The sequence below is a fragment of the Sulfurimonas sp. genome (assembly GCF_034005705.1).
Lineage (GTDB): Bacteria > Campylobacterota > Campylobacteria > Campylobacterales > Sulfurimonadaceae > Sulfurimonas.
Map to the genome: position 1 here is coordinate 1 of NZ_JAVEUF010000018.1, position 24,601 is coordinate 24,601.

At 39.7% G+C, this 24,601-nt stretch carries 32 protein-coding genes; 22 read left to right on the top strand and 10 right to left on the bottom strand.

All coding sequences use genetic code 11. The features are described from left to right. Positions 1-12 precede the first annotated feature (12 nt). Together infA and RBR61_RS08585 are read left to right on the top strand one after the other, a co-directional pair. Positions 13-231 (top strand): translation initiation factor IF-1, encoded by a 219-nt coding sequence (gene infA, locus RBR61_RS08580; RefSeq protein ID WP_008338996.1) that lies wholly within the window; start codon positions 13-15, stop codon positions 229-231. A gap of 100 nt (positions 232-331) precedes the next feature. Beyond that, positions 332-1,438 carry a methyl-accepting chemotaxis protein gene (locus RBR61_RS08585; protein WP_320343591.1) on the top strand — a complete coding sequence of 369 codons (1,107 nt, stop codon included), beginning with the start codon at positions 332-334 and terminating at the stop codon, positions 1,436-1,438. A 9-nt stretch (positions 1,439-1,447) separates the two neighbouring features. On the opposite strand, the gene RBR61_RS08590 is transcribed toward RBR61_RS08585, so the two are convergent. From RBR61_RS08590 to RBR61_RS08605, 4 genes are read right to left on the bottom strand one after another with little or no spacing between them, the layout of a single operon-like run. Next, positions 1,448-2,176, bottom strand: coding sequence for a rhodanese-like domain-containing protein (locus RBR61_RS08590; protein ID WP_320343593.1), 729 nt, complete (start codon positions 2,174-2,176; stop codon positions 1,448-1,450). Positions 2,177-2,184: 8 nt separating this feature from the next. Further along, the gene (locus tag RBR61_RS08595) at positions 2,185-2,487 is read right to left on the bottom strand and encodes a chorismate mutase (RefSeq protein WP_320343595.1); all 303 of its coding nucleotides are present in this window, start codon (positions 2,485-2,487) and stop codon (positions 2,185-2,187) included. Between the two features lie 52 nt (positions 2,488-2,539). After that, complete coding sequence (locus tag RBR61_RS08600; RefSeq protein ID WP_320343597.1) at positions 2,540-2,740, bottom strand: hypothetical protein; 201 nt, start codon at positions 2,738-2,740, stop codon at positions 2,540-2,542. Position 2,741: 1 nt separating this feature from the next. Beyond that, on the bottom strand, positions 2,742-3,590 hold the full coding sequence (locus RBR61_RS08605) for a S1-like domain-containing RNA-binding protein (RefSeq protein ID WP_320343599.1): 849 nt from the start codon (positions 3,588-3,590) through the stop codon (positions 2,742-2,744). Positions 3,591-3,799: 209 nt separating this feature from the next. Here RBR61_RS08605 and RBR61_RS08610 point away from each other — a divergent pair, with 209 nt between their 5' ends. Next, the gene (locus RBR61_RS08610) at positions 3,800-4,042 is read left to right on the top strand and encodes a hypothetical protein (protein WP_320343600.1); all 243 of its coding nucleotides are present in this window, start codon (positions 3,800-3,802) and stop codon (positions 4,040-4,042) included. Positions 4,043-4,094: 52 nt separating this feature from the next. On the opposite strand, the gene RBR61_RS08615 is transcribed toward RBR61_RS08610, so the two are convergent. From RBR61_RS08615 to RBR61_RS08635, 5 genes are read right to left on the bottom strand one after another with little or no spacing between them, the layout of a single operon-like run. After that, positions 4,095-4,817, bottom strand: coding sequence for a glucosaminidase domain-containing protein (locus RBR61_RS08615; RefSeq protein ID WP_320343601.1), 723 nt, complete (start codon positions 4,815-4,817; stop codon positions 4,095-4,097). Then, positions 4,814-6,064 carry a spore photoproduct lyase family protein gene (locus RBR61_RS08620; RefSeq protein WP_320343603.1) on the bottom strand — a complete coding sequence of 417 codons (1,251 nt, stop codon included), beginning with the start codon at positions 6,062-6,064 and terminating at the stop codon, positions 4,814-4,816. Before RBR61_RS08620 ends, RBR61_RS08615 begins: the two co-directional genes overlap by 4 nt. Before the next feature lie 14 nt (positions 6,065-6,078). Continuing rightward, positions 6,079-7,470: an ATP-binding protein gene (locus RBR61_RS08625; protein ID WP_320343604.1), complete on the bottom strand. Its 1,392-nt coding sequence runs from the start codon at positions 7,468-7,470 to the stop codon at positions 6,079-6,081. After that, positions 7,457-8,131, bottom strand: coding sequence for a response regulator transcription factor (locus RBR61_RS08630; RefSeq protein ID WP_320343607.1), 675 nt, complete (start codon positions 8,129-8,131; stop codon positions 7,457-7,459). The genes RBR61_RS08625 and RBR61_RS08630 overlap by 14 nt, the downstream gene beginning before the upstream one ends. Positions 8,132-8,134: 3 nt before the next feature. After that, a complete protein-coding gene (locus RBR61_RS08635; RefSeq protein WP_320343608.1) occupies positions 8,135-8,494 on the bottom strand; it encodes a diacylglycerol kinase in 360 nt (119 codons plus the stop codon). A gap of 184 nt (positions 8,495-8,678) precedes the next feature. Between RBR61_RS08635 and RBR61_RS08640 the strand changes: the two genes are divergently transcribed. From RBR61_RS08640 to tkt, 19 genes are all read left to right on the top strand, one after another. Further along, complete coding sequence (locus RBR61_RS08640; protein ID WP_320343610.1) at positions 8,679-10,604, top strand: LTA synthase family protein; 1,926 nt, start codon at positions 8,679-8,681, stop codon at positions 10,602-10,604. Between the two features lie 73 nt (positions 10,605-10,677). Continuing rightward, complete coding sequence (locus RBR61_RS08645; protein ID WP_320343611.1) at positions 10,678-11,256, top strand: phosphatase PAP2 family protein; 579 nt, start codon at positions 10,678-10,680, stop codon at positions 11,254-11,256. Positions 11,257-11,347: 91 nt separating this feature from the next. Beyond that, a complete protein-coding gene (locus tag RBR61_RS08650) occupies positions 11,348-11,692 on the top strand; it encodes a hypothetical protein (protein WP_320343612.1) in 345 nt (114 codons plus the stop codon). Between the two features lie 221 nt (positions 11,693-11,913). Then, a complete protein-coding gene (gene rpmJ, locus RBR61_RS08655) occupies positions 11,914-12,027 on the top strand; it encodes a 50S ribosomal protein L36 (RefSeq protein ID WP_008338806.1) in 114 nt (37 codons plus the stop codon). A gap of 2 nt (positions 12,028-12,029) precedes the next feature. Then, entirely contained in the window at positions 12,030-12,392 is a 363-nt protein-coding gene (gene rpsM, locus RBR61_RS08660; protein WP_320343617.1) for a 30S ribosomal protein S13, read from the top strand. A gap of 10 nt (positions 12,393-12,402) precedes the next feature. Beyond that, entirely contained in the window at positions 12,403-12,795 is a 393-nt protein-coding gene (gene rpsK / locus RBR61_RS08665) for a 30S ribosomal protein S11 (RefSeq protein ID WP_137011643.1), read from the top strand. 11 nt (positions 12,796-12,806) lie between these two features. Continuing rightward, the gene (rpsD, locus tag RBR61_RS08670; RefSeq protein WP_320343619.1) at positions 12,807-13,433 is read left to right on the top strand and encodes a 30S ribosomal protein S4; all 627 of its coding nucleotides are present in this window, start codon (positions 12,807-12,809) and stop codon (positions 13,431-13,433) included. Between the two features lie 29 nt (positions 13,434-13,462). Beyond that, positions 13,463-14,455: a DNA-directed RNA polymerase subunit alpha gene (locus RBR61_RS08675; RefSeq protein ID WP_320343621.1), complete on the top strand. Its 993-nt coding sequence runs from the start codon at positions 13,463-13,465 to the stop codon at positions 14,453-14,455. 23 nt (positions 14,456-14,478) lie between these two features. Further along, a complete protein-coding gene (gene rplQ, locus RBR61_RS08680; RefSeq protein ID WP_137011649.1) occupies positions 14,479-14,829 on the top strand; it encodes a 50S ribosomal protein L17 in 351 nt (116 codons plus the stop codon). A 95-nt stretch (positions 14,830-14,924) separates the two neighbouring features. Further along, the gene (locus RBR61_RS08685; protein ID WP_320343622.1) at positions 14,925-16,157 is read left to right on the top strand and encodes an aldo/keto reductase; all 1,233 of its coding nucleotides are present in this window, start codon (positions 14,925-14,927) and stop codon (positions 16,155-16,157) included. A gap of 80 nt (positions 16,158-16,237) precedes the next feature. After that, complete coding sequence (locus RBR61_RS08690; RefSeq protein ID WP_320343623.1) at positions 16,238-16,513, top strand: NifU family protein; 276 nt, start codon at positions 16,238-16,240, stop codon at positions 16,511-16,513. 19 nt (positions 16,514-16,532) lie between these two features. Next, positions 16,533-17,123, top strand: coding sequence for a hypothetical protein (locus RBR61_RS08695; protein ID WP_320343625.1), 591 nt, complete (start codon positions 16,533-16,535; stop codon positions 17,121-17,123). After that, positions 17,113-18,408: a UDP-N-acetylmuramoyl-L-alanyl-D-glutamate--2,6-diaminopimelate ligase gene (locus RBR61_RS08700; RefSeq protein ID WP_320343626.1), complete on the top strand. Its 1,296-nt coding sequence runs from the start codon at positions 17,113-17,115 to the stop codon at positions 18,406-18,408. Before RBR61_RS08695 ends, RBR61_RS08700 begins: the two co-directional genes overlap by 11 nt. A gap of 88 nt (positions 18,409-18,496) precedes the next feature. Next, entirely contained in the window at positions 18,497-18,871 is a 375-nt protein-coding gene (locus tag RBR61_RS08705) for a (2Fe-2S) ferredoxin domain-containing protein (RefSeq protein WP_137011658.1), read from the top strand. A 4-nt stretch (positions 18,872-18,875) separates the two neighbouring features. Continuing rightward, positions 18,876-19,241, top strand: coding sequence for an aspartate 1-decarboxylase (gene panD / locus RBR61_RS08710; protein WP_320343628.1), 366 nt, complete (start codon positions 18,876-18,878; stop codon positions 19,239-19,241). Positions 19,242-19,244: 3 nt separating this feature from the next. Then, complete coding sequence (locus tag RBR61_RS08715; protein ID WP_320343630.1) at positions 19,245-19,562, top strand: YbaB/EbfC family nucleoid-associated protein; 318 nt, start codon at positions 19,245-19,247, stop codon at positions 19,560-19,562. Further along, on the top strand, positions 19,563-20,543 hold the full coding sequence (locus tag RBR61_RS08720; protein ID WP_320343631.1) for a PDZ domain-containing protein: 981 nt from the start codon (positions 19,563-19,565) through the stop codon (positions 20,541-20,543). Between the two features lie 12 nt (positions 20,544-20,555). Then, positions 20,556-21,401 (top strand): polyprenyl synthetase family protein, encoded by an 846-nt coding sequence (locus RBR61_RS08725; RefSeq protein WP_320343633.1) that lies wholly within the window; start codon positions 20,556-20,558, stop codon positions 21,399-21,401. A 19-nt stretch (positions 21,402-21,420) separates the two neighbouring features. Further along, entirely contained in the window at positions 21,421-23,340 is a 1,920-nt protein-coding gene (gene tkt / locus RBR61_RS08730; protein ID WP_320343635.1) for a transketolase, read from the top strand. 37 nt (positions 23,341-23,377) lie between these two features. On the opposite strand, the gene RBR61_RS08735 is transcribed toward tkt, so the two are convergent. Next, positions 23,378-24,598, bottom strand: a complete 1,221-nt coding sequence (locus RBR61_RS08735) for an ATP-binding protein (protein ID WP_320343637.1) — start codon at positions 24,596-24,598, stop codon at positions 23,378-23,380. Positions 24,599-24,601 lie beyond the last annotated feature (3 nt).

Consider the following 24,601-nt stretch of genomic DNA (forward strand, 5'->3'; position numbering starts at 1 on the left):
AAAAGGATTAAAATGGCTAAATCAGATGTTATCGAAGTTGATGGCAAGATTATAGAGGCTTTGCCAAATGCAACATTTCGTGTTGAGTTAGAAAACGGGCATATTATTTTATGTCATATTGCAGGAAAGATGCGTATGCACTATATTAAAATACTGCCTGGTGACAAAGTTAAACTGGAGTTGACACCATACTCACTTGATAAGGGTCGTATCACTTACAGATACAAATAAGAAGAGGTTTTACCTCTTTTTATCACAAATTCTTCTTACAATTAATTAAATTAAGCTCAATCTTGTATAATTCCCTTATATAGTAATATAAGGATTAGTAATGTTATACTCCCTCTTTTTCCGCATGCGTTTTGTTCACTACGTCGGCATAGTTCTTCTTATACTCAACGCAACATTTTTTACTGACAATATTGTAGGACAGATAGTCCAGTATGTAGTAGCGGCTGTCATTGTTGTTCATGACCTGGATGAGAAGTATAACGGTGTCGATATGACAAAATCTCTTATAAAGCAGCTTGAAAATCTTGAGCATGGAGAGAAGATCGTTTTAAAGAACAGCTACAACTCAGAGCTTAGCAAAGCGGCAGAAAATATGAACAGGTTTCAGGAGATATTTCTGCAGGCGCAAGATACTAACGAAAAATCACACACCATTGAGAAGATAGTCGCAAAGATAAACAGCGACTATGAAAATACAAATATGAGCATGATAAACGAGAGAGAGCTTCTTGCAAAAGTTGTATCTATAGGTGAAAAACTAAAAACGGTACTTGGAGATGACCTTGTAGATGCTTCGAACTCAAAAGAGAACATAACCCAAGTGAGCGAAAATCTAAAGAGCATAAAAGATGAGATAAGCGGCATCGTAAATCAGCTCCAAGATGCTTCAAGCACGCAAAATGTTTTGGCGAACGATCTAAGCAAGGTCTCTGAAGATGCAAATCAGGTTAAAGAGGTCATTACGGTGATTGCAGATATTGCAGACCAGACAAACCTTCTTGCACTAAATGCCGCTATTGAAGCTGCACGTGCAGGTGAGCATGGACGCGGATTTGCCGTTGTCGCAGATGAAGTAAGAAAGCTTGCAGAGAGAACGCAGAAGTCACTTACAGAGATAAATGCTACCATCAATGTGGTTAGCCAATCTATAAACGACACAAGCGAGCAGATGAACAGAAGCTCTCAGTCAATAGAGTCTTTGGCAGAACTCTCCACAGATGCATCAAAACGCATGGAGAGCATCTCTCAGGCGATCTGCAACGGAGTGGTTTTAGCAGAGAGAACGGTTGAGAGCTATACCCAAAACGCTAAAACAACAGAAGAGATAATAGGCAACATCGTAAAGATAGACGAACTCTCAAAAAGAAGCAACGAGAGCATCAAAGTTATAAAAAACAGTGTTGAAGAGCTTAGCAGGGTAGTTTAATTAAAGGAGCTAAAAATGTAATATCTTTACATTTTTAAAGCCAAGTTCCTTATATAGAATATACCAGTTGATAGAGGCTTTGAATATGGTCTCGTCATGGACCGCGATCTCTTTATCTTTTAACAGACTAAGCTCGGACACAAACTCATTTAACTCATCATTGCCTCTAAGTGTAAGATCATCAAAAAAGATCTCTCTATAGTCTCTCTCTACTACCGCAACACTTCTGCTGTTTCTATCTATGTAATCAGGTTCTATCAATAAGTTTGGATTGTGTTTTATCTCATAAGTGCCGTCATCTTTTGCAGAGCTTTTTTTGGAGGAGACGAGAGTGTGGTACTCAAACACCCACGCCATATAACCGCCATCAAGTATGGAGACGTTCTCAAATCCGTGTTCTATCAAGACAAACGCCAGATATGTCGCTTTTTGAAACTCATCATCACTGCTTCTTGAATATATGACCACATGCGAGTCTGGGTCTATTCCAAGCTCTTTTATCTCTTTTTGTACGTTTTTGCTGTAAGTAGAAGCGAGTCTCTCATATTTGCTTTTGGTAAACTTGGAGATGTCCGCATAAAGAGCTCCTGTTATATGGCTTGTCTCATACATGCTGCTTACATCTAAAAGAACCAGCCTCTCATCTTTTAATAGCTCTTTTAATCTATCAGGCGTTATGAACGCATCGGAGGCATAAGTGTAAAATGTTAGTAGGAGCAGGGTAAGAAGATATTTCATCAGATAGCTTAAAAGGTCTGCGTATTTCTAAATTCAGATATCTCTGTCTCGACCATCTCGTTTATCATTATCTTGAAAAGATCAGAGATCATATTTGGAGATACATCTGCTTGAATCGCGGAGTGACGAACTTTTTGCAGGATATAATCAACTCTGTCATCTGCCTTAACCTCTTCAATACTGTTTTTAAAGGAAGCTGCCTGACGTACAAGATGGCTTCTTTTTGAGATTAGATTTACTATCTCGTCATCTATCTTATCTATCTCTGATCTGACCTCTTCGAGGGAGTTGCATTTTTTTACTTTTGACATGAAGATTCTCCGTTTTTAATAGGACATATTACCCAAAAAGAGATAATAAATTCTAGTTGGGTTTTACAATTTTTTTTATCTCTTTTGGCAGATGAGCAAAGGGAATATTTTTAACTCTAGCCTTTACTCCATCTTCATAAACCATAACATCAACGCTCATTTTCAGAGGAAAAAAACGCAAAAGAGTGTATGAGTCTCTCCCTTGCGAAAAGGATATGTTTTCAAGCTCTATGCTCTTTTTTTGTTTTGCCATCTTAGCTCTTTAGATATATTCCCGTATCTTTGACCTCTATATCTTGGCTCTCTTGAAGAGCAGTAAGCGAGCGTTTGAACTCTTTTTTGCTAAGAGCGAACACATCTTTTATAAGCTCTGCGTCACTTTTGTAGTTGTAAGGCATCACTCCGCCGCTCTTTTTTAGAAGAGAGAGGACCTTTTCGCATGAGATGTCCTTCTGTTTTGCTCCACCAGCTTGAAGTTTCAGATCAATGCAGCCGTCTTTTCTTACGGTTTTTACATATGCTTTTCTTCTGCTTCCGATCTCTATCGCTTCAAAGATCTCGTTATGGTAGATAAGCCCCTCATATCTCTCTTCTACAACGCACTTAAAGCCAAGGGGAGTTCTTGCGATGATGAGTATATCGACCTCTTTGTTTACAGAGAGTCCTTTTGGCCTTTTGTCAAAAAAGTCGCCCAGTTTCTCGGTTCCCACAAGTCTGTGCGTCTTTTCGTCATATACAACTTTTAGAAATCTATTATCGCCGATCTTGAACTTCTCTTTTTGAAACATATTGGGGACAAAGAGATCTTTTGCAAGTCCCCAATCGACAAATGCTCCAAAAGGGGCAACATCCACAACCTCGAACAGAGCATACTCATCAAGCATCGCTTTTGGTTTAAGGGTCGTGGCGATAAGCCTGTCCTCCGAGTCTGTATATAAAAAGACCTCCAAGAGAGTCTCCTCTTTCATCTCATCAGTTACGTAGGCTTGCGGCAGGAGCACATCTTTTTCATCGAGTGCCGTTAAAAATATACCGTGGGGAGTGTGTCTGTCAACTTTGAGGCAGTTTATGCGTCCAAGTTCTAAATGTTGGTTCTGTTGCAATTTGTTTCCTTGTTATTCCGTCTGTCCTAAACACAGGTCTAAGAACTTTTTTGACATTATATCCTCTTTAGCATATCAAACGCCATGGGCATATAAACATTGTCATAATTATGGCAATCTTAAAAATATTCATATCTCAAAAGCGCTAAGAATATAAACAGTGGAATTTGATATTATTTGAAAAATTTAGATAAAAAAAGGAAAAAAATATGTTCAAGATTATTGTAGAAAAAGAGTGCAGCTGTTTTAAAAAAAGTGACCTGGTAAACGGTTTGGAGATGGAGTCAAAAGATGGCGCTCTTCTTAAATCGATCGAGATGAGAGACACTATGAACGATGAGTTCTGCGGCAAGCACAGCTTTAAAGTTCAAGAAGTCGGAGATAGCTTCGTGATCGCTATGAGCGACTCAACTAGCAACGGATGCTGCGGCGGCGGTTGCGGAAGTCACTAAGATTTCCAGCCCGACTGCAACTCCTCTTCAGTCCAATATATAAGAGCAGGCTCTACTCATCGTAGATGTAGAGCTTGTTGTATCTGATGATCTTCATGAGGTCTTCGCCGTACTGCTCACCTATCTCGGAGTAGTTCTCAAGCTTCTCGACCAGCAGGTAGGGGTCGTCAGTCTGCATCTTAAGCTCCCTGAAATCTTTGTAGGCCTTAGAGCGGGCAAGAGTTTTGTAGTAGTCTCTGATGGAGTCCTCTATGCTTGAGTACTTTTTCAGCCAGATGACTCTCTTTCCTCTCTGCTCGGAAGCGGCAATTCTCGGACCTTTTTTATTTACCGCCCACATGCCGTAGAGGTTGTTCGCCTCTTTAAAGAAGCGTGACTCCGCCCATGCGCTCTCCATCGCCGCCTGAGCTATGGCAATGCTTTTTGGATGAGGTTTAAGAGCCATTAACAGCTCCTCGTCACTCTCCACTTTGTATACCTCTTTTAACTGAGAGATCTTCTCTTTATATGCCGGGTTTGTAATGTTTTTGGATATCTCGTTGTACTGCTCTTCAAGCTCTGCGTAAACTCTGTCGATGGCAGGAATGACAAGGTTGCCGAACTCTCTCTTTTTCTCACTGACCGAGAGTGCGCTCTGTTGCGGAGCCTCTTGAACCTTGTGAAGCACCATTGCATTGGGCTTTGTCTCTTTTTGTATAAATATGGTGTCGTACAAAGAGGAGATAACAAGAGATGCCATATAGATGTAGAGCAGATTGTCGGATAAAAACTTCATATTAAAAACTCCATCTCTAGTTTTTTTGTATAGGCAGCGAGCATCGCTCTCTCAAAGTCGTTGTTTGTCGAGTACTGGTAACCAAACGCTTCCTTCCACATCTCATGCTCTTCCATGCATAGATAAAAAAATACCTCTTTGTGCCAAGGAGCAAAACTCTCGTAGGCGTGTTTGAACATCTCCACCTTTGTTTCAATAGGGTAGGAGCTTTTGCCGCTTGCATCGACAAGTGGCATCTGTGTGATCTTGCTTCTAAAATCACGCTCACGAAGCTGTTTGATAACAGGTTTTATAAATGTCAGCGTACCGAAACTCAGAAGTGCCACTTCGTGCGCCTTAAACTCTCTAAGAAGCCTTGCGTAAACTTCGCCGTACTCGCGAAGATAGTTCTCATACTCCACTATCGGGTGAAAATGAAAACCGACCTTAACGCCTTTGTCTGCCACTCTTCTTGCGGCTCTGATCCTTTTGTCCAAAGAAGCGGTCAGATGCTCCTCGTTCTGGATGATGGTAGGCGTGTTGAGCGACCAGGTACAGAGTATGTTTTTAGGGACGTCGTTCTCTAAAAAGTATTTGATATTATCTGATTTTGTCTTAAATTCCAAAATCACATTTGGATTATGCGAAGCAAAATCAAAGAGAGCATCCAATACGCCCTCTCTGTTGCCCCATAAAAGCGAGTCCGAAGATTGACCCGTACCTATGTGGTAGGTTCTGTTCTTGTTAAGTTGGAGATTTTTTAGTTTTGTCGCAAAAGAGCTGTCAAAAGTTATGGTGTCTTGGTTGTAAAAGGATTGTATAGAGCAGTAAGAGCAGTCAAACCCGCAGCTCTCGACCGCATCAAGAGTTAGAAGGTTGCAACAGCGCGTCTTTTCGCTCGCAACGGGGCAGAGCCCAAGCCCAAACCCATCTTTTGCTTCTGTCTTGAAGGTGAACTTCTGCTCGTCTCTCTGGTTTTTAAGCTCAAAGCCTTTGTATGAGTTTGGCTTGCTGCGCAGCTCTTCATACGCTTTTTTAAGTCTTGAGAAAACAACTTTTTTCTGTGAATGTTCTGGGAATATCTCTATGATGTTCTTTTCGTTCCACATCTCAAGGTCTCTTGCGATGTCGATGATCTGTTTTATCTCCTGATGAGAAAATCTGTGCAGATGGGCTTTGGAGCGTATGAACTCCTGCTCTTTTGGCGGGAGTCTGTAAAAAAGAGTGTTCTGTATGCTCGCTTGAAATTTATCTTCATATATATTCATGGGCGGAATTTTATCTAATTTCTTGGAATTTTTATGTTTACTATCGTTCCTCTATTTTTAGTACTTGTTATCTCTATGGTACAGTTGTGAATATCCAAAATCATCTTAACGATAGAGAGACCCAGTCCTGTACCGCCGTCCTTACGTGAACGGGCTTTGTCTGCCCTGTAAAATCTCTCAAATACAAAAGGCAAGTCCTCTTTGTTTATGCCATATCCGTTATCTCTGACGGCAATAGTATACTCTTTGTCATCTTCACTTAAAGAGATATAAATATATGAACTTTTTGGGCTGTAAATAACAGCGTTTCTGAGAATATTGTTTATTGCTATTTTTAAGAGTATCTCATTTGCATAAATCGTTACGGGAATAATGCTCTCTATTTCTATGGATATATCTTTTTCTGCAGCAATTTTTTTCATCTGCATAACGGCATCGCTTACCAGTTCATCTAGATAGAGTTCGTTAAAACTGCTGTGAAGTTCAGTCTTATCTTTTTTGGCAAGGAAGAGTAGCTGTTCGATCATATTTTGTATGCTGATACTTTCTTGAAGGATGCTTTTTAAAACCTCTTTATACTCCTGCGGTTCTCTGTCTTGTTTAAGTGCTACTTCAATCTCTCCGCGTATAACAGTCAGCGGTGTTTTAAGCTCATGTGAAGCATTGTTGCTAAAGTCCGTTATTTTATTAAAGGACTCTTCGAGATCGTTTAAGAGCTTATTGAAAGTTGCTACAAGATCTTTAATCTCGGTTGGAATTTTATTTGTGCTAACCCTGTTTGATAGATTATTTGCCGAGATTGATTTTACTGAGCATATAACCTCTTTAACAGGAGAGAGTGTTCTGTTTACAAGCATATTGGCAATAATCAAGAAAACTATCAAAAGAATGGGTGTTGCAATTATCAAGCCGAAATATAGTTGTTTTAAGTATGGCGAATTCATAATTTTTTGAATTGCAAGTTGTATGAAAACTTTAGTTTCTTCTTTGTCAAATATCAGCATAGAGCTAACACGGTAAGAGCCTTTGTCAAAATAGTATATACTGCCTTGGTGACCTATCTCGTTTAGCGGTATGTTAAAAAGCCACTCATGCTCTCTGGAAGAGAGGGTCTCATAAACTACTTTTTTGCTCTCTTTGCCGTAGTAGATTATCTTTACAAATAGCGGCTCGATCGAAAACTCATCTATAAGCTCGTCTGCTATATCTTTTGCATTCTCATAGCTGTCTTTTTTTAAGTCCGGAATAACATCTATAGATATCATCTTGAGCTCTGCATCAGTTGTGTTTAAAACACCTTTTTTGGCAGTACTGTAGATGAAGACACCATAAACAGACAGGACTATTATATTTATGATGAAAAAATAAAAGAGCAGTTTTAGCTTTAGGCTCTTAAACATTTTCATCACTTAGCATATAGCCTAAACCGCGCACAGTGTGAATAAGTTTTAAATCAAAATCTTTGTCTATTTTATTTCGCAGTCTGTAGATATAGACATTTATTATGTTGCTCATGCTCTCTTGCGCCATATCGCTGATATTCTCTTTTATAATGGTCTCCGTTAGCAGTTTTTTGCTGTTTCTTGCCAGAAATTCAAGCAGCGCATATTCTTTTGCAGTAAGATTTATCTTTTTGCCGCCGCGTTTTACTTCACGTTTTGCGGTGTCTATGGTTAGATCGGCTATGCTGATAGTACTTGAAGTTGTTGAGGAGTTTCTTAGCTTCACACGTATTCTAGCAAGCAGCTCCTCAAACGCAAAAGGCTTTGTTATGTAGTCATTGGCACCGCTGTCAAGCCCTTTGACTTTTTCTTTTAGCTCATCTCTGGCAGTAAGCATAATGATTGGAGTCTTTATATTTTTTGCCCTTATATTTTTGCAGACATCCATTCCGCTAAGGCCATGTATCATCAAATCAAGCAAAACAATATCGTAACTGCTCGTCTCTATCATATAAATAGCTTCATATCCGTTTTCCGTAACATCTACGCTGTAAGACTCTTCTTGCAGCCCCTTTTTTATAAAAGAGGCAATTTTCTCATCATCTTCAACAATTAAAACACGCATAACTTATAAGGCCCCTGCTAAAATAACTGCCCACGTTATAACCAAAACAGCTATGCTTAAAAAAACAACAGCACTTCCCGCATCTTTGGCACGGCCTGCCATATGATGATGCTCTAGCGTAACTAAATCAACGGTCCTCTCAATTGCACTGTTAATCGCTTCTGCTATCAACATTCCCATTAACGACATAAACATTAATAGCTTATGGACCAAAGATACCTCTAATAAAAATATCACGCTCAGTAATATAACACTGACGGTGAGCTCAATTTTAAATGATTTCTCCGTCTTAATCATGTCTTTAAGACCATTTAGCGCATAGTTCGTGTTTTTAAAAAAACTGTATTTGGGCTGGTTTCTCAAGCTCTTTTTCTTCCTTGATCGCAATTTTATTTTGTTTTAATAATACAATGATTTTATTAAAACTGTATGAATAGAAGATGAAAATTTGTTCATAAAGTTTATGAAAAAAACTTCATCCTGATTTCATTCCTGCTTCATATCTTTTCTTTAATATTTTGTAATTTTTTATTAAAGGATATTCTATATGAAAGAAAACAGAGCAAACAGGTATGGTTTCATAAATCTGGTTTTTTGGCTTTTTTTAATTATTTCGGCTATTACAAGAACAGTGCTTTTGGTTAAATCTATTGATATAATAGAGCTCTCTTTTGTGGAGATAGCAAAAATATATCTGATCGGGGCATTCTATGATTTTATAAGTGCCGGTTATCTGGTTATCCCTTTTGTCCTTTATCTCTTTTTTATGCCGCAAAAGTTTTTCGGACACACTGCTCATCGTTATGTTACCTACGCGTTTACATATATCTTACTTTTCGGAGCCGTTTTTCTGGCATTTAGCGAATGGTTTTTCTGGGACGAGTTTAGCGTCAGATTTAATTTTATTGCGGTTGATTATCTGGTCTATACAAAAGAGGTTATAGGAAACATACGCGAATCCTATCCAATGGGTATATTGCTCAGTGTTATAACTGCTATCTCTGGAACGGTTTTTTATGTTCTTTGCAAACTTGGCTATATTGAAAATATTTTAAATACTAAAAGCAGTATCAAACAGCGTCTAAAGCCGGCATTTGTATACCTTTTGATTCCGGCTCTCTCTTTTGCCTCCGTTACCGATGATTTTTCAAAAATCTCCAAAAACCAATACAGCAACGAACTTGCCAAATCGGGTTTGTACTCTCTTTTTGCGGCATTTAGAAACAACACTCTTGATTATGATACTTTTTATATAACAGACAAACAGGAGAGTGTTTTTTCAAATTTAAAAAAGAGCGTTGGTGAGGACGGCTCCATATTTTTAAATTCAAACGATATAACAAGAGATGTAATAAAGCAGGGAGAAGAGAAGGATTACAATGTAATGATGATAGTAGTTGAGAGTTTAAGCGGTAAATTTCTCAAAACTCTGGGCGCAGAAAAAGAGCTTACTCCTAACTTGGATTTTCTGGCAAAAGAGAGTGTTTTTTTTAACAATTTTTATGCAACAGGTACCCGGACGATCAGAGGAATGGAAGCAATCACTCTCTCCGTACCGCCGACACCGGGACGTTCAATCGTCAAACGACCTGATAATCACAATATGTACTCAAGCGGATTTATTTTTAGAAATAAAGGGTATGAGACAAAGTTTATATACGGCGGACATGGTTATTTTGACAATATGAACGAGTTTTTTTCAAATAACGGATTTGATATTGTAGACAGGGCAGACTTCAGTGATGAAGAAGATACATATCACACTGTTTGGGGAGTTTGCGATGAGGATTTGTTAAACAAGACTTTAAAAGAGGCTGACTCCTCATACAAAGCCCATAAGCCTTTTATGAGTTTTGTCATGACTACGTCGAATCACAGACCTTACGACTATCCGGATGGGAAAATTGACATACCTTCACACACGGGAAGAGACGGAGCCGTTAAATATACGGATTATGCTATCGGGGATTTTATAAAAAAAGCCAAAGATAAACCGTGGTTTAAAAATACACTCTTTGTAATTGTTGCGGATCACTGCTCTACAAGTGCGGGTAAAACAGAGGTGCCTCTTGATAAATATCATATTCCCTTAATCGTTTATGCGCCCGAGATATTAAAACCTCAGGTTGTCAATAAGGTGGCAAGTCAGATCGATATAATGCCGACCCTCTTTAGCATATTGAACTGGTCATATAAAAGCAAGTTTTACGGCAGTGATGTTTTAGATCCATCATTTAAAGAACGCGCACTAATAGGTACATATCAAAAGCTTGGGCTCTATAAAGACAATAAACTTGTGGTGTTGTCTCCTACAAAAAAGATTAAAAGCTATGAGGTGCTTGAGCAGGATCTTTACGATACAAAATACAAAGAGACCGAAATAGATAAAACTCTAGAAGCAGAGACGGTAAGTTATTATCAGGGGGCGAGTACTCTTCATAAAAGGGGGTTAGATAGATATGAGCGCGAATAGACAAATTATAGTTACAATATTTTGCCTTTTTACTCTTTTTTTTCTTTTTGAACTTACAAATATTGATATTTATGTGCAAAACTATTTTTATAATGAAACTGCCGGTAAGTGGCTGCTTTCACATGAAAAAGGGAGCCTGCCCGATACGCTTTTTTACACGGGCATAAAAAAGGCAATTATAGTTTTTGGAGTTTTTATTCTGTTTTTATACCTATACTCATTTAAAGAATCTGCACAGAGATTGAAAGAGTATAGAACAGGGCTGCTTATAGTATGGCTGAGTATAGCGGCTGTTCCGCTCGTTGTCGGAGTCTTAAAAGCGCTATCAAACGTGCCATGCCCATGTGATTCTCAGCATTTTGGCGGGGAGTACCCGTATATAAGAGCCCTTGACACTATGCCGGCATATATTTTAAAAAAATTCAAGTGCTATCCAGCCGGTCATGCCAGCGGCGGTTTTGCTCTTATGTCGCTTTTTTTTCTTTTTAAAGGGCAGAAAAACAGGTTCGTCGCTCTTGGTGTTGCAATCACGATCGGATGGAGCATGGGATTGTATAAAATGTTAATGGGACATCATTACTTGAGCCATACTGTAATTACAATGGTTTTGGCATGGCTTTTAATCTTGTTGATCTATAAAGCTATAAAATAATTATTGCATTTTGCAATAATTTTCAGAGAAATGGATTAAAAACAGTAATATTCTCAAAATTTCGATGTTTATTGAATATGAGGAGATTGTTATGATCTTAGGCAGATGCCCATATTGCGAGGATGGTTCCATTGAGGTGCGTGACAAAGAGGTTCGCGGCAAAAAGGTCAAGCTCTATGCCTGCAGCAACGCTCACTGGAAAACCGAGGATGGCGAGATGTTCGAGCTTAGAGATGATGCTTCGTGCGACTTTCGTATCTGGCAGAACTCACTTGCGAAATACGGAAAGTGGCTTACATATAAAGAGGTAAGAGAGCTTTTGGAAAATGAGGCTATTGAGGTTGAGCTTCTTAGCAAAAAGTACGGCAAAAAGATCTACTATAACAAGCAGATAGTCTTAAATCCGGAGTACGGAGTGAGTGTTTTGTGGGATTAGACTGTAGTAAAAAAGAGTAAAAATAGATAATCTTATATAAAACATAATGCTTTAATAAATCTTTTACATTTATTTGTGTATAATCCTCATCCGCTTTGCTGTTTTGACACAAAAGCTAGAGTATTTTTACCTATATAGAGATATGTAGATAAAAGTATTGGCAAGCAGACAAAGAGATGCTTGCCCCAATGCAGCAAAGAATTAAATACAGGAGACTTTCAATGAAAGTACGCGCTTCAGTAAAGAAGATGTGTGATGACTGTAAAGTTATCAAACGCAAAGGCATTGTTAGAGTAATCTGCAAAGTCAAAAAACATAAACAGAGACAAGGATAATCATGGCTCGTATTTCTGGTGTTGATTTACCTAAAAAGAAAAGAATTGAGTATGGTCTAACATACGTATACGGCATAGGTCTTCATGCTTCTCGCAAGATCCTAGATGCTACTGGTATAGACTATAACAAAAGAGTTTACGAACTTAGCGAAGATGATGTTGCTGCGATCACAAAAGAGATCCGTGCAAATCACGTTGTTGAAGGTGATCTTCGTAAGCAAGTTGCAATGGACATTAAAGCACTTATGGACCTAGGTTCATACAGAGGTCTTCGTCACCGTCGTGGTCTTCCATGTCGTGGTCAAAAAACTAAGACAAATGCGCGTACTCGTAAGGGTAAACGTAAAACTGTCGGCGCAGCATAAGGATTAACAGATGGCAAAAAGAAAAGCTGTTAGAAAAAAAGTAGTAAAGAAAAATATTGCACGTGGTATCTGCCACATCTCTGCATCATTTAACAATACACTTGTAACTATTACAGACGAAATGGGCAACATGATCGCTTGGAGCTCTGCAGGTAGTCTTGGTTTTAAAGGTAGCAAAAAATCTACTCCGTTCGCGGCTCAGGCAGCTGTTGAAGCAGCAGTAGAGAAAGCTCAAGTACATGGTATTAAAGAACTTGGTATTAAAGTTCAAGGTCCAGGTTCAGGTCGTGAAACAGCAACTAAAGCTGTTGGTTCAATAGAGGGTATCCGTGTTACATTCATGAAAGATGTTACACCTTTACCACACAATGGTTGTCGCGCACCTAAGCGCCGTAGAGTTTAAGGAGATTACTGATGGCAAGATATAGAGGTCCAGTAGAAAAAATCGAAAGAAGATTTGGAGTTAGCCTTAACCTAAAAGGGGAGCGTCGTTTAGCAGGTAAGTCTGCATTAGAGAAACGTCCTTATGCTCCGGGTCAACATGGTCAGCGTCGTAAAAAAGTATCTGAATACGGTTTACAGTTAAATGAAAAGCAAAAAGCAAAATTCATGTACGGTGTTTCTGAGAAGCAGTTCCGCGCACTATTCGTTGAAGCTAAAAGAAGAGAAGGAAACACGGGTACAAACCTTGTTACTTTGATCGAGCAGAGACTAGACAACGTTGTTTACAGAATGGGATTCGCGACTACTCGTCGTTTTGCACGCCAGCTTGTAGCACACGGTCACATCTTGGTAGACGGAAAGAAACTAGACATTCCTTCTTACCGTGTAAGACCTGGACAAAAAGTTGAAGTTCGTGAGAGCAGCAAAAACAACTCTCAGATCGTTCGTGCTTTAGAGCTTACAAACCAGACTGGTTTAGCTCCATGGGTTGATATCGATGCTGATAAAAAATTCGGTATCTTTACTCGTCTTCCAGAGCGTGAAGAAGTTGTTATACCTGTAGAAGAGCGTTTAATCGTTGAGCTTTACTCGAAATAATAGTTAAAAATATAAAAGGCGTAAGAGACATGAAAAAGATTAAAACTACTCCACTTGCTCCTCAAGAGTTTGAGGTAGAGCAGATTAGTGAGAATGAAGCTAATATAATGGCGTATCCTTTTGAGACTGGATATGCTATATCTTTAGCTCATCCACTTCGCCGTTTTTTGTTAAGTAGCTCGGTAGGTTATGCACCAATAGCTATTAAAATTGAAGGTGCTAAGCATGAGTTCGACTCAGTGCGCGGTATGCTTGAAGATATCTCTGATTTTATTCTAAATCTAAAAGAGATAAGATTTAAGCTACTTGGTGATGCTACAGAGGCAGAAGTTAATTACAGCTTTGCGGGTCCTTGTACTATTAAAGGCGGCGACCTTACAAATAGCGAAGTGGAAGTGGTAACACCGGAGTCTCATTTAGCAACTCTAAATGAGGATTCAGTGCTTAACTTTAAGATCAAAATCGCACAAGGTATCGGTTATGTTGCTAGCGAGGACACTCATGACGGACTGGAAGAGGGATACATCGCACTAGATGCATACTTCACTCCTGTTCGCAGCGCGACTTACAAAATAGAAAACGTACTGGTAGAAGATAACCCTAACTTTGAGAGAGTTGTAATGAACATTAGAACTGACGGACAAATTTCTCCGTTGGACGCGTTTAGAAACTCACTTGAGGTTATGTATGCTCAACTAGCTGTATTTAACAGCGAGATCAGCGTTAAATCTCCGACTACTATTGAGAGAACCGAAGAGAGCCCGGACCTTAAAAAACTGACTATGCATATCGATAACTTAGGTTTGAGTGCAAGAAGTTTCAACTGTCTTGACCGCTCTAACATAAAACTAATAGGTGAAATAGCGTTGATGAGCACAAATGACCTCAAAAACGTAAAGAACCTTGGTAAAAAGTCATATGATGAGATCGTTGAAAAACTTCAAGAGTTTGGATATGAAGTTGGAGGCGATCTTTCAGATGAGATCGTTAGTGGATTAAAAAAGAAAATCGAAGCTTTATAAGCTTTTAAAAAGAGGAATTATAGATGAGACATCGTCATGGATACCGTAAACTAGGTCGTACAAGCTCACACCGTGCTGCTTTACTTAAGAACCTAAGTATTTCGTTAATTGAACATGGTAAAATTGAAACTACTGTTATGAAAGCAAAAGAGCTACGCTCTTATATTGAAAAACTTATTACTGCTGCAGGTAAAGGTGATTCAAATGCTCACAAAGCAGTATTTGCGGCGCTTCAAAGCAAAGAAGCAACTAAAACTTTGGTAAATGAGATAGCTCCTAAGTATGTTGACCGCCCGGGAGGATACACTAGAATCACTAGAACTCGTATCCGCCGTGGTGATGCTACTACTATGGCATTCATAGAATTAGTTTAATTTACACAAAATAAGCGCTCAAGACCTCTCGGTCTTGTCGCTACCCTTCAAAATTTCCACATTCTAAACTACTTAAATTATAAAAGTGAGACATAATGAGTAATTTCGCATTTGGAACTTATAGAATAAGTGATATAAATCCTCAGCATATCCAGGCGCTCAAAGAGGCTATAGAATCCGGCATAACAATGATAGACACATCTTCAAACTATATGGACGGCGGCGCAGAGCGTGCTATTGCAGTTGCCTTTAGAGAGTTCGACGAAGATAAAAAAGATGAAGTCGAGATCGTAAGCAAGTTCGGTTATATTCAGGGCTCAAACCTAAAAGAGTATAAAGAGAACCCATCAATAATTGAAAATGAAGATGAAGTCGTAAAGTATAGCGAGGAGTGTTACCACTCCATCTCAAGAGCATTTATGCATGAGCAGCTAAGCGCTTCACTAGAGCGTCTGGAGATGGAGAAAATAGGCTGCTACCTTATCCATAATCCTGAGTACTATCTTCTTGATGCTATAAACAGAGGTGTTGCGCAAGATGAGCGTCTCGATGAGATGTACAGAAGATTGCAAGAGGCTTTTGTAGGGCTTGAAGAGGAGGTTAAGAGCGGAAGAATAGGCTCTTACGGCATCAGTTCAAATAGCTTTTCGCTTCCGCACTCAAGTGATGAGTTTTTGCCTTATGAAGATCTGCTCACACTTGCATACAACGCGGCTATGATAGTCGGAAACAGAACTCACAGCTTTATGACCATAGAGCTTCCTATAAATCTTTTGGAGAGAGAGGGGCTTAAGTGTGCTTCGTGGGCAAAAGAGAACGGTCTTAGAGTTTTAGCGAACAGACCTCTTAACGCAAAGTATAACGAGATGATGTATCGTCTGGCGGACTATGATGAGAGCAAGGATTACTACACATACTTCAATGAGCTGATGGAAGTCTCCGACAATGAAGCTCTGGAGCCGCTTTACAATCTTTTGGAGCAGTTGGATGCTACTAAACATAAATTCGGGTGGATAGGCGACTATGACGTTTTTTTGTTTACGCAGATAATCCCCCATATTAAAAAAGTTCTTCAAAAGGTAGATGAAGAGAGCAGTAAAACATTGGTCGAGTTTATTGACCTTTACCTTGGCGAATACAGAAAGATGGTGGCGTACGAGTGCTCAAAAAGAACAAGAGTTGAGTTAAAAGAGTTCTTTAAAGAGTGCAGCGGGACTATGCAGGAGTGCGCATTGAACTATTTAATAAATAACGAAAATGTCGATTTTATCCTCGTAGGGATGAGGAAGCCTTCATATGTGTATGAAATCCTTTCTTTAGGTAGATAGGTTCTATTTTTTATGACTTGTTAAGCAATATTTGCATATCTTATGAAAACAATAAAAGATATAAATTATGAAGGATGGGCATGATACCATTTACAGATGAAGAGTTAATGAATCCCGTAAAGAATGTTATAGAGAAGGTTCGTCCATCTTTGGCCCTTGACGGCGGAGATATAGAGTTTATAACAGTGAAAAACTCAAAAGTCTACATACAGCTAAGGGGTGCGTGCGTCGGATGTGCAAGCAGCGGCACTACGCTGAAGTACGGTGTAGAGAGACAGTTGAAGATGGATATTCATCCGGAACTAACGGTCATAAATGTGCCGATAGGCATGGAAAACGATATAGATAATTTATAAACATATTAAAGGAGACAAGATGGCAATAAGTAAACATAAAATATTATCGCAAGCTAAAGATAGTTTCTCCAAATCAGATTACAAAAATGCGTTGGATAAGTTTGCAGCAGTTCTGCAAAATTTTCCAAATTCAAAAGAGGCTTACAACGGTGTTATACTCGCAGAGATGGCGCTTAGCGGAGAGGGCGGTGCCGAGGCTCTTTTTGATTACTATGAGATTTTAAAAGAGGAAGACAAAGAGCAGGCGGATATCATCATGAGCGATATCTTGCAAAATATGGACGGTTCAATGGAGAAGCTCAGCGAAGTTTTCGCGCAGCCTATCCGTGACAGAATAGAGTTTGAAGACGGTATTTTGTATAAAGATTTTAAGGCGTTGATAGATTCCGGAGAGAGTTTTAAAGAGACTTTTGAGAACATAATGTTCTCGACAAGGGTCATAATCACCCAAAAAGAGGATTTTGTAGACTTCTTGGACAATCTTATAGAGCACGGCTTTGCAGAGATGGCTTTGACATATCTTGAAAACGCTCTAAGCGTTTACCCGAGCGATGCACTCCTTAGAAAACTGCTCAAAAAGCTGGCAAAGGGCAAAAAAGTTGAAAATTGAACTACCCGAAGAGGAGTTTAGGTATATAACCGAAAATTCACAAGAGTGTGACAAAGAGACGGCATTTGTTCTGACCGCTCAAAATGAGAACTACCTCCAAGACGCAAAAGAGAGAGGTGCTCACTCGATCATAAGCATAAAAGATGTTGCAAAACTCTTCGGCGTTGACAATATAAAAATTGTCGGCATTACCGGAACAAACGGCAAAACGACAACGGCAAGCGCCATCTACTCATTTTTACTAGACCTCGGGTACAAGGCTGCAATGCAGGGAACACGCGGCTTTTTTATGAATGATGAACTTATCGAGGGCAAGAGCTTGACAACGCCCTCGGTTTTAAATACATACAAACATATCTATCAAGCAGTAGCAGCTGGGTGTGAGTTTTTTGTAATGGAAGTAAGCTCCCATGCGATCGCTCAAAAAAGAGTCGAAGGGCTGAACTTTGAACTTAAAATTTTAACAAACATCACTCAGGATCATCTGGACTACCATAAGACCATAGGCGAATATATAGCCGTAAAAAACAGCTTTTTTCAAGATGACTGTAAAAAACTTATAAACAAAGATGAGACAAAAGCGTCGTTCAATGTCAAGAACACCTTTACATACGGTATTGAGAATTCAGCGACTTACAGACTTATAGCATACTCGCTTAACAATGCGACAAGCGGGATCATCCAAAATATAAAAGATGTAGTTCCCTTTACAGCATCTCTGCATGGATTTTTCAACCTCTACAATCTTATGGCGGCAATTGCGGCAACCCATATCTTAACAGGCAAGAAGCTTGAAGAGGTCTGTGAGGTCGTGGACAATTTTGCGGGTGTTAGCGGCAGAATGGAGCAGGTAAGCGAAGAGCCGAATGTAATAGTCGATTTTGCGCACACGCCCGACGGCATCCAGCAGGTACTCAATGCGCTCAAAGAGAAAGAGCTTTTAGTCGTTTTTGGAGCAGGCGGAGACAGGGACAGAAGCAAAAGACCTCTGATGGGAAAAGTGGCAGCGAGCTTGGCAAAAAAGCTCTATATAACAAGTGATAATCCGAGAAACGAAGACCCTCAAAGTATCGTAGACGATATTTTAGAGGGGATCGAGGACAGAAGCATCGTCAATGTGGAGCTAAACAGAAAAAAAGCCATACAGATGGCGCTTGATGAACAGCAGAAGGATGAAGTGGTCGTTATCCTTGGAAAAGGGGATGAATCTTTTCAGATAATCTACGATGAAAAATTCCCTTTTGATGACAGGGAAGTAGTAAGAGAGTTACTAAAAATAAGTTAAATCCTTAAATAAAAAAACTTATTTTTGAGCATTAATATTTATGAGATTATTTTTGCTATAATTGCGAAAAATATTAAGGACGGAACTTATGGGAATTCCTCAACCGGCATTTTACATATTCAAGTGTGAACAATCTGCTCCTCCGGGCATGCCTAAACCTTCATGTGTAACACCTCAGACGCAGGATCTGTTTCAGCATTTGGCACAGAAATTGATGAAAGAGGGCATAATGGGAACGGTTCAGCCTATCCGTACATCATGTCTGAACCGCTGTACATCAGGTCCGGTTATGTTGGTAGAGCCTGGACATTTTATGTATGCAGCACTTACTAAAGAGAAAATTGATAGAATTATAGAAGAACACATCGTCGGCGGCAAAGTGGTTGAAGAGTTTTTAATCAGTTCCGAAGTGTGGGACGAACCGATATCGCCGTGCGATATGAAAAAACAGATGGGAATGTAAAAAAATGACAATAGAGATGTTGTACAGCAAAATTCATCGCGCTACAGTAACTGATGCCAACTTGAACTATGTTGGCTCGATCACTGTAGATGAGGAGCTTTTAGAGGCTTCAAAGATGAGAGTTGGACAAAAAGTTGAGATACTTAACATCAATAACGGTGAGAGATTTTCAACATATATTATTTTGGGTGAACGCGGCAAAAGAGATATCTGCCTAAACGGTGCGGCTGCTAGAAAAGTTCACAAAGGCGATAAGATCATTATAGTCGCATACGCTACTTATGATGAAAAAGATTTGGAGACTTATAAGCCAAGAGTTGTTCTCGTTGATGAGAACAACGACATCGAAGAAATTTTAGAAGAGATCTAAAAGATGTTTGGAAATTTGGGCGATATGAGCAAGATGCTTGAAGGTATGCAGGAAAATGCCAAGAAACTTCAAGCTGAGCTGGAGTCTAAAATTTTTAAAGTAAAAAGCGGCGGCGGTATGGTCGAAGTGAGCATAAACGGAAAAGGCGAGGTTATAGATATAAATATCGACGACTCGCTTCTTGAGGACAAAGACTCACTTCAGATCCTGCTTATCGGCGCAATAAATGACGCAAACAAGATGGTAGAGGACAATAGACAAAATAGTGCTTTGGGCATGCTTGGTTCAATGGGTGGTACAAATCCATTTGGGGCGAAGTAAGTGCTTAGGCTGCTTTTAGCGCTTAACCTTCTTTTTTTAAACCTTTATGCATGCAAAGGCGGCTTTGACTCCTGCAGATTAAAGGTCGTAGATGCAAAGGTCATAGATGGTAGCTCTCTTCACGTACCACTCAAAAACGATCAAAAACTTATCTTTTCCACAACAACACCAAACGCAAAAATAATTAAACATGACCCATATCTCTTGCTATATCTTGTAGAGGATAACAATGGTTTCAAATACCCTTTTAGAGTAAATATAAACCAGTCGCTAGGTACTTTCGGTGTTGACAACAACAGCGTTATAGAGGGAAAGATTCTAAAGAGACAGGTCGGGCTTAACAGCTTTGCACTCTTTAGTGAACCTCTCTCTGCACCGAGCATGCTTCTAAACAGCTGTTGTGCCATAGAGGGTATAGTGACAGAGCGCGGAATAATCGAAAAAGAGTATATAGAGAGATTTTTAAAAGTAAAGAGTGTAAGTTACGGTGATTTTGGAGTGAGAGTCAAAGATGTCGGCTCAGATGTCGTAGTTTTTAGCTCTAACCCATTTATAAAAGACAATAGATTTAAAAAAGGCGACATAATAGTTGAGCTAGACGGTAAAAAAGTCAAAAACAGCGCATCGTTTATGAGAGAAGTGCTCTTTAGTGAGATCGGCTCTACTCACAGTGTCAAAATAAGACGAGGTGATGAGCTTTTAACTCTTAGCGCAAAGAGTCAAAAGAGGATAGGCGGCGGCTATTTAAGTGACACCTTTTTGGAGTTTTTGGGCATATCGTTCGATAAGAATCTTTTCATTATCAAAATAGAGAAAAAAGCCCAGCACTACGGTCTTAAACTTGGTGACAAGCTGCTTCAGGTAAACAGAAAAGATGTAAGGCAAGAGGGGGATATACTCCAGATAATAGACAATCCGAAAAAGAGTGCCGATCTTCTCTTTCAAAGAGAAGCTTTTCAGTTTTTTGTGAAAGTAAATTAGGTAGAATTCGATATGCAAAACTTTGAGAAATTTTTAATAGATCACCTTCCTGTTTCAAAAAGCATACATCCGACTTATGAAGAGGCGCTGCAAAAGATGCTGATCGCCGGCGGCAAGAGATTTCGCCCTGCACTTCTGCTGGGTGTAGTAAATGCGTACAATCCGCTTCTGATCGGCGGAGCATATCACGCAGCTTATGCCATTGAGCTTTTGCACACTTACTCTCTTATTCATGACGATCTGCCTGCAATGGACAACTCGCCGCTAAGACGCGGAGAGCCGACTCTGCACGTACTTTATGATGAGGTGACCGCCATATTGGCAGGCGATGCATTGAACACTTACTCTTTTGAGGTTCTAAGCAATGCTCCTTTTTCCGACTATACAAGAGTGGCTCTTATAAGAGAGCTGGCAACAAGCGGCGGACTAAACGGTATGGTTTTAGGTCAGGCGATCGACTGCTACTTTGAAAACAGACCGTTAAATATAGAGGACGTAAAAGTCTTGCACACAAACAAGACGGCTAAACTTATTGCCGCTTCGCTTAAGATGGGTGCGATTATAGTAGGCCGTGAAGAGCTCTCAGAGACTCTTTATGATTTTGGCGTAAGACTTGGAGTCCTTTTTCAGATACAAGATGATATTTTGGATGTGACGCAGAGTTCGGAGGAAGCTGGAAAACTGACAAACAATGATGAGTCAAAAAACAGTTTTGTGACGCTTCTTGGACTTGATGAGGCACTTAAAGAGGCAGATGAGTTGGCAGATACGCTCCTAAAAGAGATGGATGGGTTTGACGAGAAGCTTAAAAATGAGCTCTCCCCCCTCTTGACACACTATATAAACAGACATAAATAAACTAAACAAAGGCAATAATATGGGTAATAATGCAATGCGTCAAAAAATGGCAGACACTATAAGATTTTTAGCGGCAGATATGGTTCAAGCGGCAAACTCAGGACATCCGGGCGCACCGATGGGTCTCTCAGACATTGCGGTAGTTTTAAGCGAGCACTTAAACCACAATCCTAAAAACCCATCTTGGCTTAACCGTGACAGATTGGTATTCTCAGGCGGGCATGCAACAGGGCTTATCTACTCTCTTTATTACCTTTGGGGGTACGGTTTAACTATTGAAGATCTGAAAAACTTTCGCCAGTTAGACTCAAAAACTCCAGGGCATCCGGAATTTGGACATACAGAGGGTGTTGAGATAACGACAGGCCCTCTTGGTCAGGGTGTTGCTAACGCTGTCGGTTTTGCTATGGCTTCAAAGTTTATGGGTGCACAGCTCAACTCTGACACTGCAAACGTTATAGATCACAATGTCTATTGTCTTTGCGGAGACGGCGACTTGGAAGAGGGTGTGAGTTATGAGGCGTGCTCGATCGCAGGACACAACAAGCTTGATAACCTGATCCTTATCTATGACTCAAACCGCATTACGATAGAAGGTTCGACCGATCTGAGCATAAGTGAGAACATCCGCATGAGATTTGAGTCTCAAGGCTGGGATGTGCTAGAGTGTGACGGACACGATTTTGATGCGATTGACAGTGCAATTACAACTGCAAAAACAAATAAAAAACCGACGATCATAATTGCAAATACCACTATTGCAAAAGGCGGCGGTAAACTTGAGGGTTCTCACCACTCTCACGGTGCTCCTCTTGGCAGTGATGTTATTGCCGAGGCAAAGAGCGCTTGTGGATTTGATGCGACAAAATGTTTTCATGTAGACGAAGATGTTATGGCTCGCTTTAGATGTGCGATCGAGAAGGGTGATCTGGCGGAGCGTGAGTGGATACATAGTCTTAAGACTCTTCCACTTATGGAGCAAAATGAGACGTTAGACGCTCTTCAAAATCCGGATTTTTCAAGAATCCAGTGGCCGACTTTTGAAAAGGCGGATGCAACAAGAAACACGAACGGAAAAATATTAAACGCTATTGCAAAGGCGCTTCCAAACTTTTTAGGCGGAAGTGCGGATCTTAGTCCGTCAAACAAAACAGAGCTTGTCGATATGGGTGTTTACCCAAAAGGGAGAAACATCTACTTCGGTATCCGAGAACATGCAATGGCATCAATTACAAATGCTATCGCTCTCTACGGTCCTTTGATGCCTTTTAGTGCGACATTCTTTGTCTTTTCGGACTACCTGAAGCCTGCTGCAAGAATTGCCGCTTTAACTGGAATACAGCACTTCTTTATCTGGACGCATGACAGCATCGGTGTCGGCGAAGACGGACCTACTCACCAGCCGATCGAGCACTTAAGCCAATTTCGTGCACTGCCGAACTTCTATGTTTGGAGACCGGCAGACGGGCACGAGAACGTTGAGGCTTGGAAAATAGCATTGGGTATGAAAAACTCTCCGTCTGCGTTTGTATGTTCACGTCAAAACCTCTCACTCCTGCCATCGGCAGTTAAAGGAAGTGCATCTAAAGGCGGATATCTTCTTGCAAGCGATGAGGGAGCAACTATAACTCTAATGGCGTCAGGTTCGGAAGTGGAATTAGCTCTTAAGGTCAAAGATGCTCTAAACGAAAAAGGAACAAAAGTAGATGTTGTTTCCGTTCCGTGTTATGACCTCTTTATTGAGCAGGAGAAAGCGTACATAGACTCGATAATTAAGCCTGAGAGTAAAAAAGTAGCTATTGAGGCGGCTCGCGGTTTAGAGTGGTACCGTCTTGCAGATGATGTTATCGGAATGGATACATTCGGTGCCTCTGCTCCTGCGGATAAGCTTTTTGCAAAGTTCGGCTTCTCTGTAGAAAATATTCTCTCAAAAATATAATAGTTTTTCAGCAGGCAGGTTGCCTGCAAAAAAATAGTCAAAAAAACAGGTTCAGTGGCAGCGCATATCTTTTGTTCTGCTCGTCTCCAAACGAAAGTATTGTCTCTCCGCCATAGAAAACTATGCCGAGAATCTTCTGCTTAGATTTATTCTGAAAATCTGCAATATGCTTAAAATCATCTTTTTTAACAGTATGGGAAGATTTAACTTCTATGGCGATAATCTCTTCTCCTTTTTGAAGAATAAAATCTATCTCTTTTTTGTCGTTCGTTCTGTAGTGATACATATTGACTCTAGCAGTGCTGTAACTAACATGTTTGAGGAGCTCGTTAAATACAAACGTCTCAATAACATTGCCTTTATGAGTTGATTTTTGTAATATCTCTGCATCGTCAATACCTAAAAGATGGCATAAAACGCCACTGTCATTCATATAGAGTTTTGATGACTTTATAAATCGCTTAGAGATATTTGAACTATATGGCTTAAGCAGAGAGATTTGATATATCATCTCCAACATTGAGAGATAGTTTGATACGGTGGCTTCAGATAATCCGGTATCACTTGCTAAATCAGATTTGTTTAATAGCCCACAACTTCTTGGAGCTATAATGTTGAAAAATCGTATAAATGAACTTATGTCACGCAGTTCACCAACGTCTCTTATGTCTCTCTCGACATAGGTACTAATATAAGAGTTGTACCAAAGAGATTTGCCTCTAGAGGATTCTATCTTGTAAACTTCAGGGTAGCCACCATCAATTATCGCTTTTAAAATATCCATGTAATCAATTTTTGTTGTTTTTATAGATGATATTTCATCTTTAAAAAAAGTATCAATTAAATTATCTTCCGGTTTTGCATTTTTTTCTTTTTGAGATAGTGGCCATAGTTGGATTTCTATAATTCTTCCCGCTAAAGTATCTCTTGCTTGTTTCATATCAAGTACATTGGCAGATCCTGTTAATAGAAAATTTCCATTTTTTCTGTTTTTATCAATGTCAATTTTAATGCCTTCTAATATCTGCGGTACTTTTTGAATTTCATCCAGAGTGATTGGCTTTGGAAGTGACGCTATATAGCCCGTAGGATCATTAAAGGCAGCTTCTCGCTCACTTAAGTTATCAAAAACTCTATATTCATTTTTTAGTGATAGACATAAAGTCGATTTACCAACTTGTCTTGCACCGCTAAGTAATACCGAAGGAGATATCAGTAACGCTTCTTGCAAAATTGAAAATATTGACCTTTTAAACATAAT

What these genes read in the sequence shown, in the direction of transcription:
- infA (WP_008338996.1), top strand. Translation starts at nt 13, where the DNA reads ATGGCTAAATCAGATGTTATCGAAGTTGATGGCAAGATTATAGAGGCT.
- RBR61_RS08585 (WP_320343591.1), top strand. Translation starts at nt 332, where the DNA reads ATGTTATACTCCCTCTTTTTCCGCATGCGTTTTGTTCACTACGTCGGC.
- RBR61_RS08590 (WP_320343593.1), bottom strand. Translation starts at nt 2,176, where the DNA reads ATGAAATATCTTCTTACCCTGCTCCTACTAACATTTTACACTTATGCC.
- RBR61_RS08595 (WP_320343595.1), bottom strand. Translation starts at nt 2,487, where the DNA reads ATGTCAAAAGTAAAAAAATGCAACTCCCTCGAAGAGGTCAGATCAGAG.
- RBR61_RS08600 (WP_320343597.1), bottom strand. Translation starts at nt 2,740, where the DNA reads ATGGCAAAACAAAAAAAGAGCATAGAGCTTGAAAACATATCCTTTTCG.
- RBR61_RS08610 (WP_320343600.1), top strand. Translation starts at nt 3,800, where the DNA reads ATGTTCAAGATTATTGTAGAAAAAGAGTGCAGCTGTTTTAAAAAAAGT.
- RBR61_RS08615 (WP_320343601.1), bottom strand. Translation starts at nt 4,817, where the DNA reads ATGAAGTTTTTATCCGACAATCTGCTCTACATCTATATGGCATCTCTT.
- RBR61_RS08620 (WP_320343603.1), bottom strand. Translation starts at nt 6,064, where the DNA reads ATGAATATATATGAAGATAAATTTCAAGCGAGCATACAGAACACTCTT.
- RBR61_RS08625 (WP_320343604.1), bottom strand. Translation starts at nt 7,470, where the DNA reads ATGAAAATGTTTAAGAGCCTAAAGCTAAAACTGCTCTTTTATTTTTTC.
- RBR61_RS08630 (WP_320343607.1), bottom strand. Translation starts at nt 8,131, where the DNA reads ATGCGTGTTTTAATTGTTGAAGATGATGAGAAAATTGCCTCTTTTATA.
- RBR61_RS08640 (WP_320343610.1), top strand. Translation starts at nt 8,679, where the DNA reads ATGAAAGAAAACAGAGCAAACAGGTATGGTTTCATAAATCTGGTTTTT.
- RBR61_RS08650 (WP_320343612.1), top strand. Translation starts at nt 11,348, where the DNA reads ATGATCTTAGGCAGATGCCCATATTGCGAGGATGGTTCCATTGAGGTG.
- rpmJ (WP_008338806.1), top strand. Translation starts at nt 11,914, where the DNA reads ATGAAAGTACGCGCTTCAGTAAAGAAGATGTGTGATGACTGTAAAGTT.
- rpsM (WP_320343617.1), top strand. Translation starts at nt 12,030, where the DNA reads ATGGCTCGTATTTCTGGTGTTGATTTACCTAAAAAGAAAAGAATTGAG.
- rpsK (WP_137011643.1), top strand. Translation starts at nt 12,403, where the DNA reads ATGGCAAAAAGAAAAGCTGTTAGAAAAAAAGTAGTAAAGAAAAATATT.
- rpsD (WP_320343619.1), top strand. Translation starts at nt 12,807, where the DNA reads ATGGCAAGATATAGAGGTCCAGTAGAAAAAATCGAAAGAAGATTTGGA.
- RBR61_RS08675 (WP_320343621.1), top strand. Translation starts at nt 13,463, where the DNA reads ATGAAAAAGATTAAAACTACTCCACTTGCTCCTCAAGAGTTTGAGGTA.
- rplQ (WP_137011649.1), top strand. Translation starts at nt 14,479, where the DNA reads ATGAGACATCGTCATGGATACCGTAAACTAGGTCGTACAAGCTCACAC.
- RBR61_RS08685 (WP_320343622.1), top strand. Translation starts at nt 14,925, where the DNA reads ATGAGTAATTTCGCATTTGGAACTTATAGAATAAGTGATATAAATCCT.
- RBR61_RS08690 (WP_320343623.1), top strand. Translation starts at nt 16,238, where the DNA reads ATGATACCATTTACAGATGAAGAGTTAATGAATCCCGTAAAGAATGTT.
- RBR61_RS08695 (WP_320343625.1), top strand. Translation starts at nt 16,533, where the DNA reads ATGGCAATAAGTAAACATAAAATATTATCGCAAGCTAAAGATAGTTTC.
- RBR61_RS08705 (WP_137011658.1), top strand. Translation starts at nt 18,497, where the DNA reads ATGGGAATTCCTCAACCGGCATTTTACATATTCAAGTGTGAACAATCT.
- panD (WP_320343628.1), top strand. Translation starts at nt 18,876, where the DNA reads ATGACAATAGAGATGTTGTACAGCAAAATTCATCGCGCTACAGTAACT.
- RBR61_RS08715 (WP_320343630.1), top strand. Translation starts at nt 19,245, where the DNA reads ATGTTTGGAAATTTGGGCGATATGAGCAAGATGCTTGAAGGTATGCAG.
- RBR61_RS08725 (WP_320343633.1), top strand. Translation starts at nt 20,556, where the DNA reads ATGCAAAACTTTGAGAAATTTTTAATAGATCACCTTCCTGTTTCAAAA.
- tkt (WP_320343635.1), top strand. Translation starts at nt 21,421, where the DNA reads ATGGGTAATAATGCAATGCGTCAAAAAATGGCAGACACTATAAGATTT.
- RBR61_RS08735 (WP_320343637.1), bottom strand. Translation starts at nt 24,598, where the DNA reads ATGTTTAAAAGGTCAATATTTTCAATTTTGCAAGAAGCGTTACTGATA.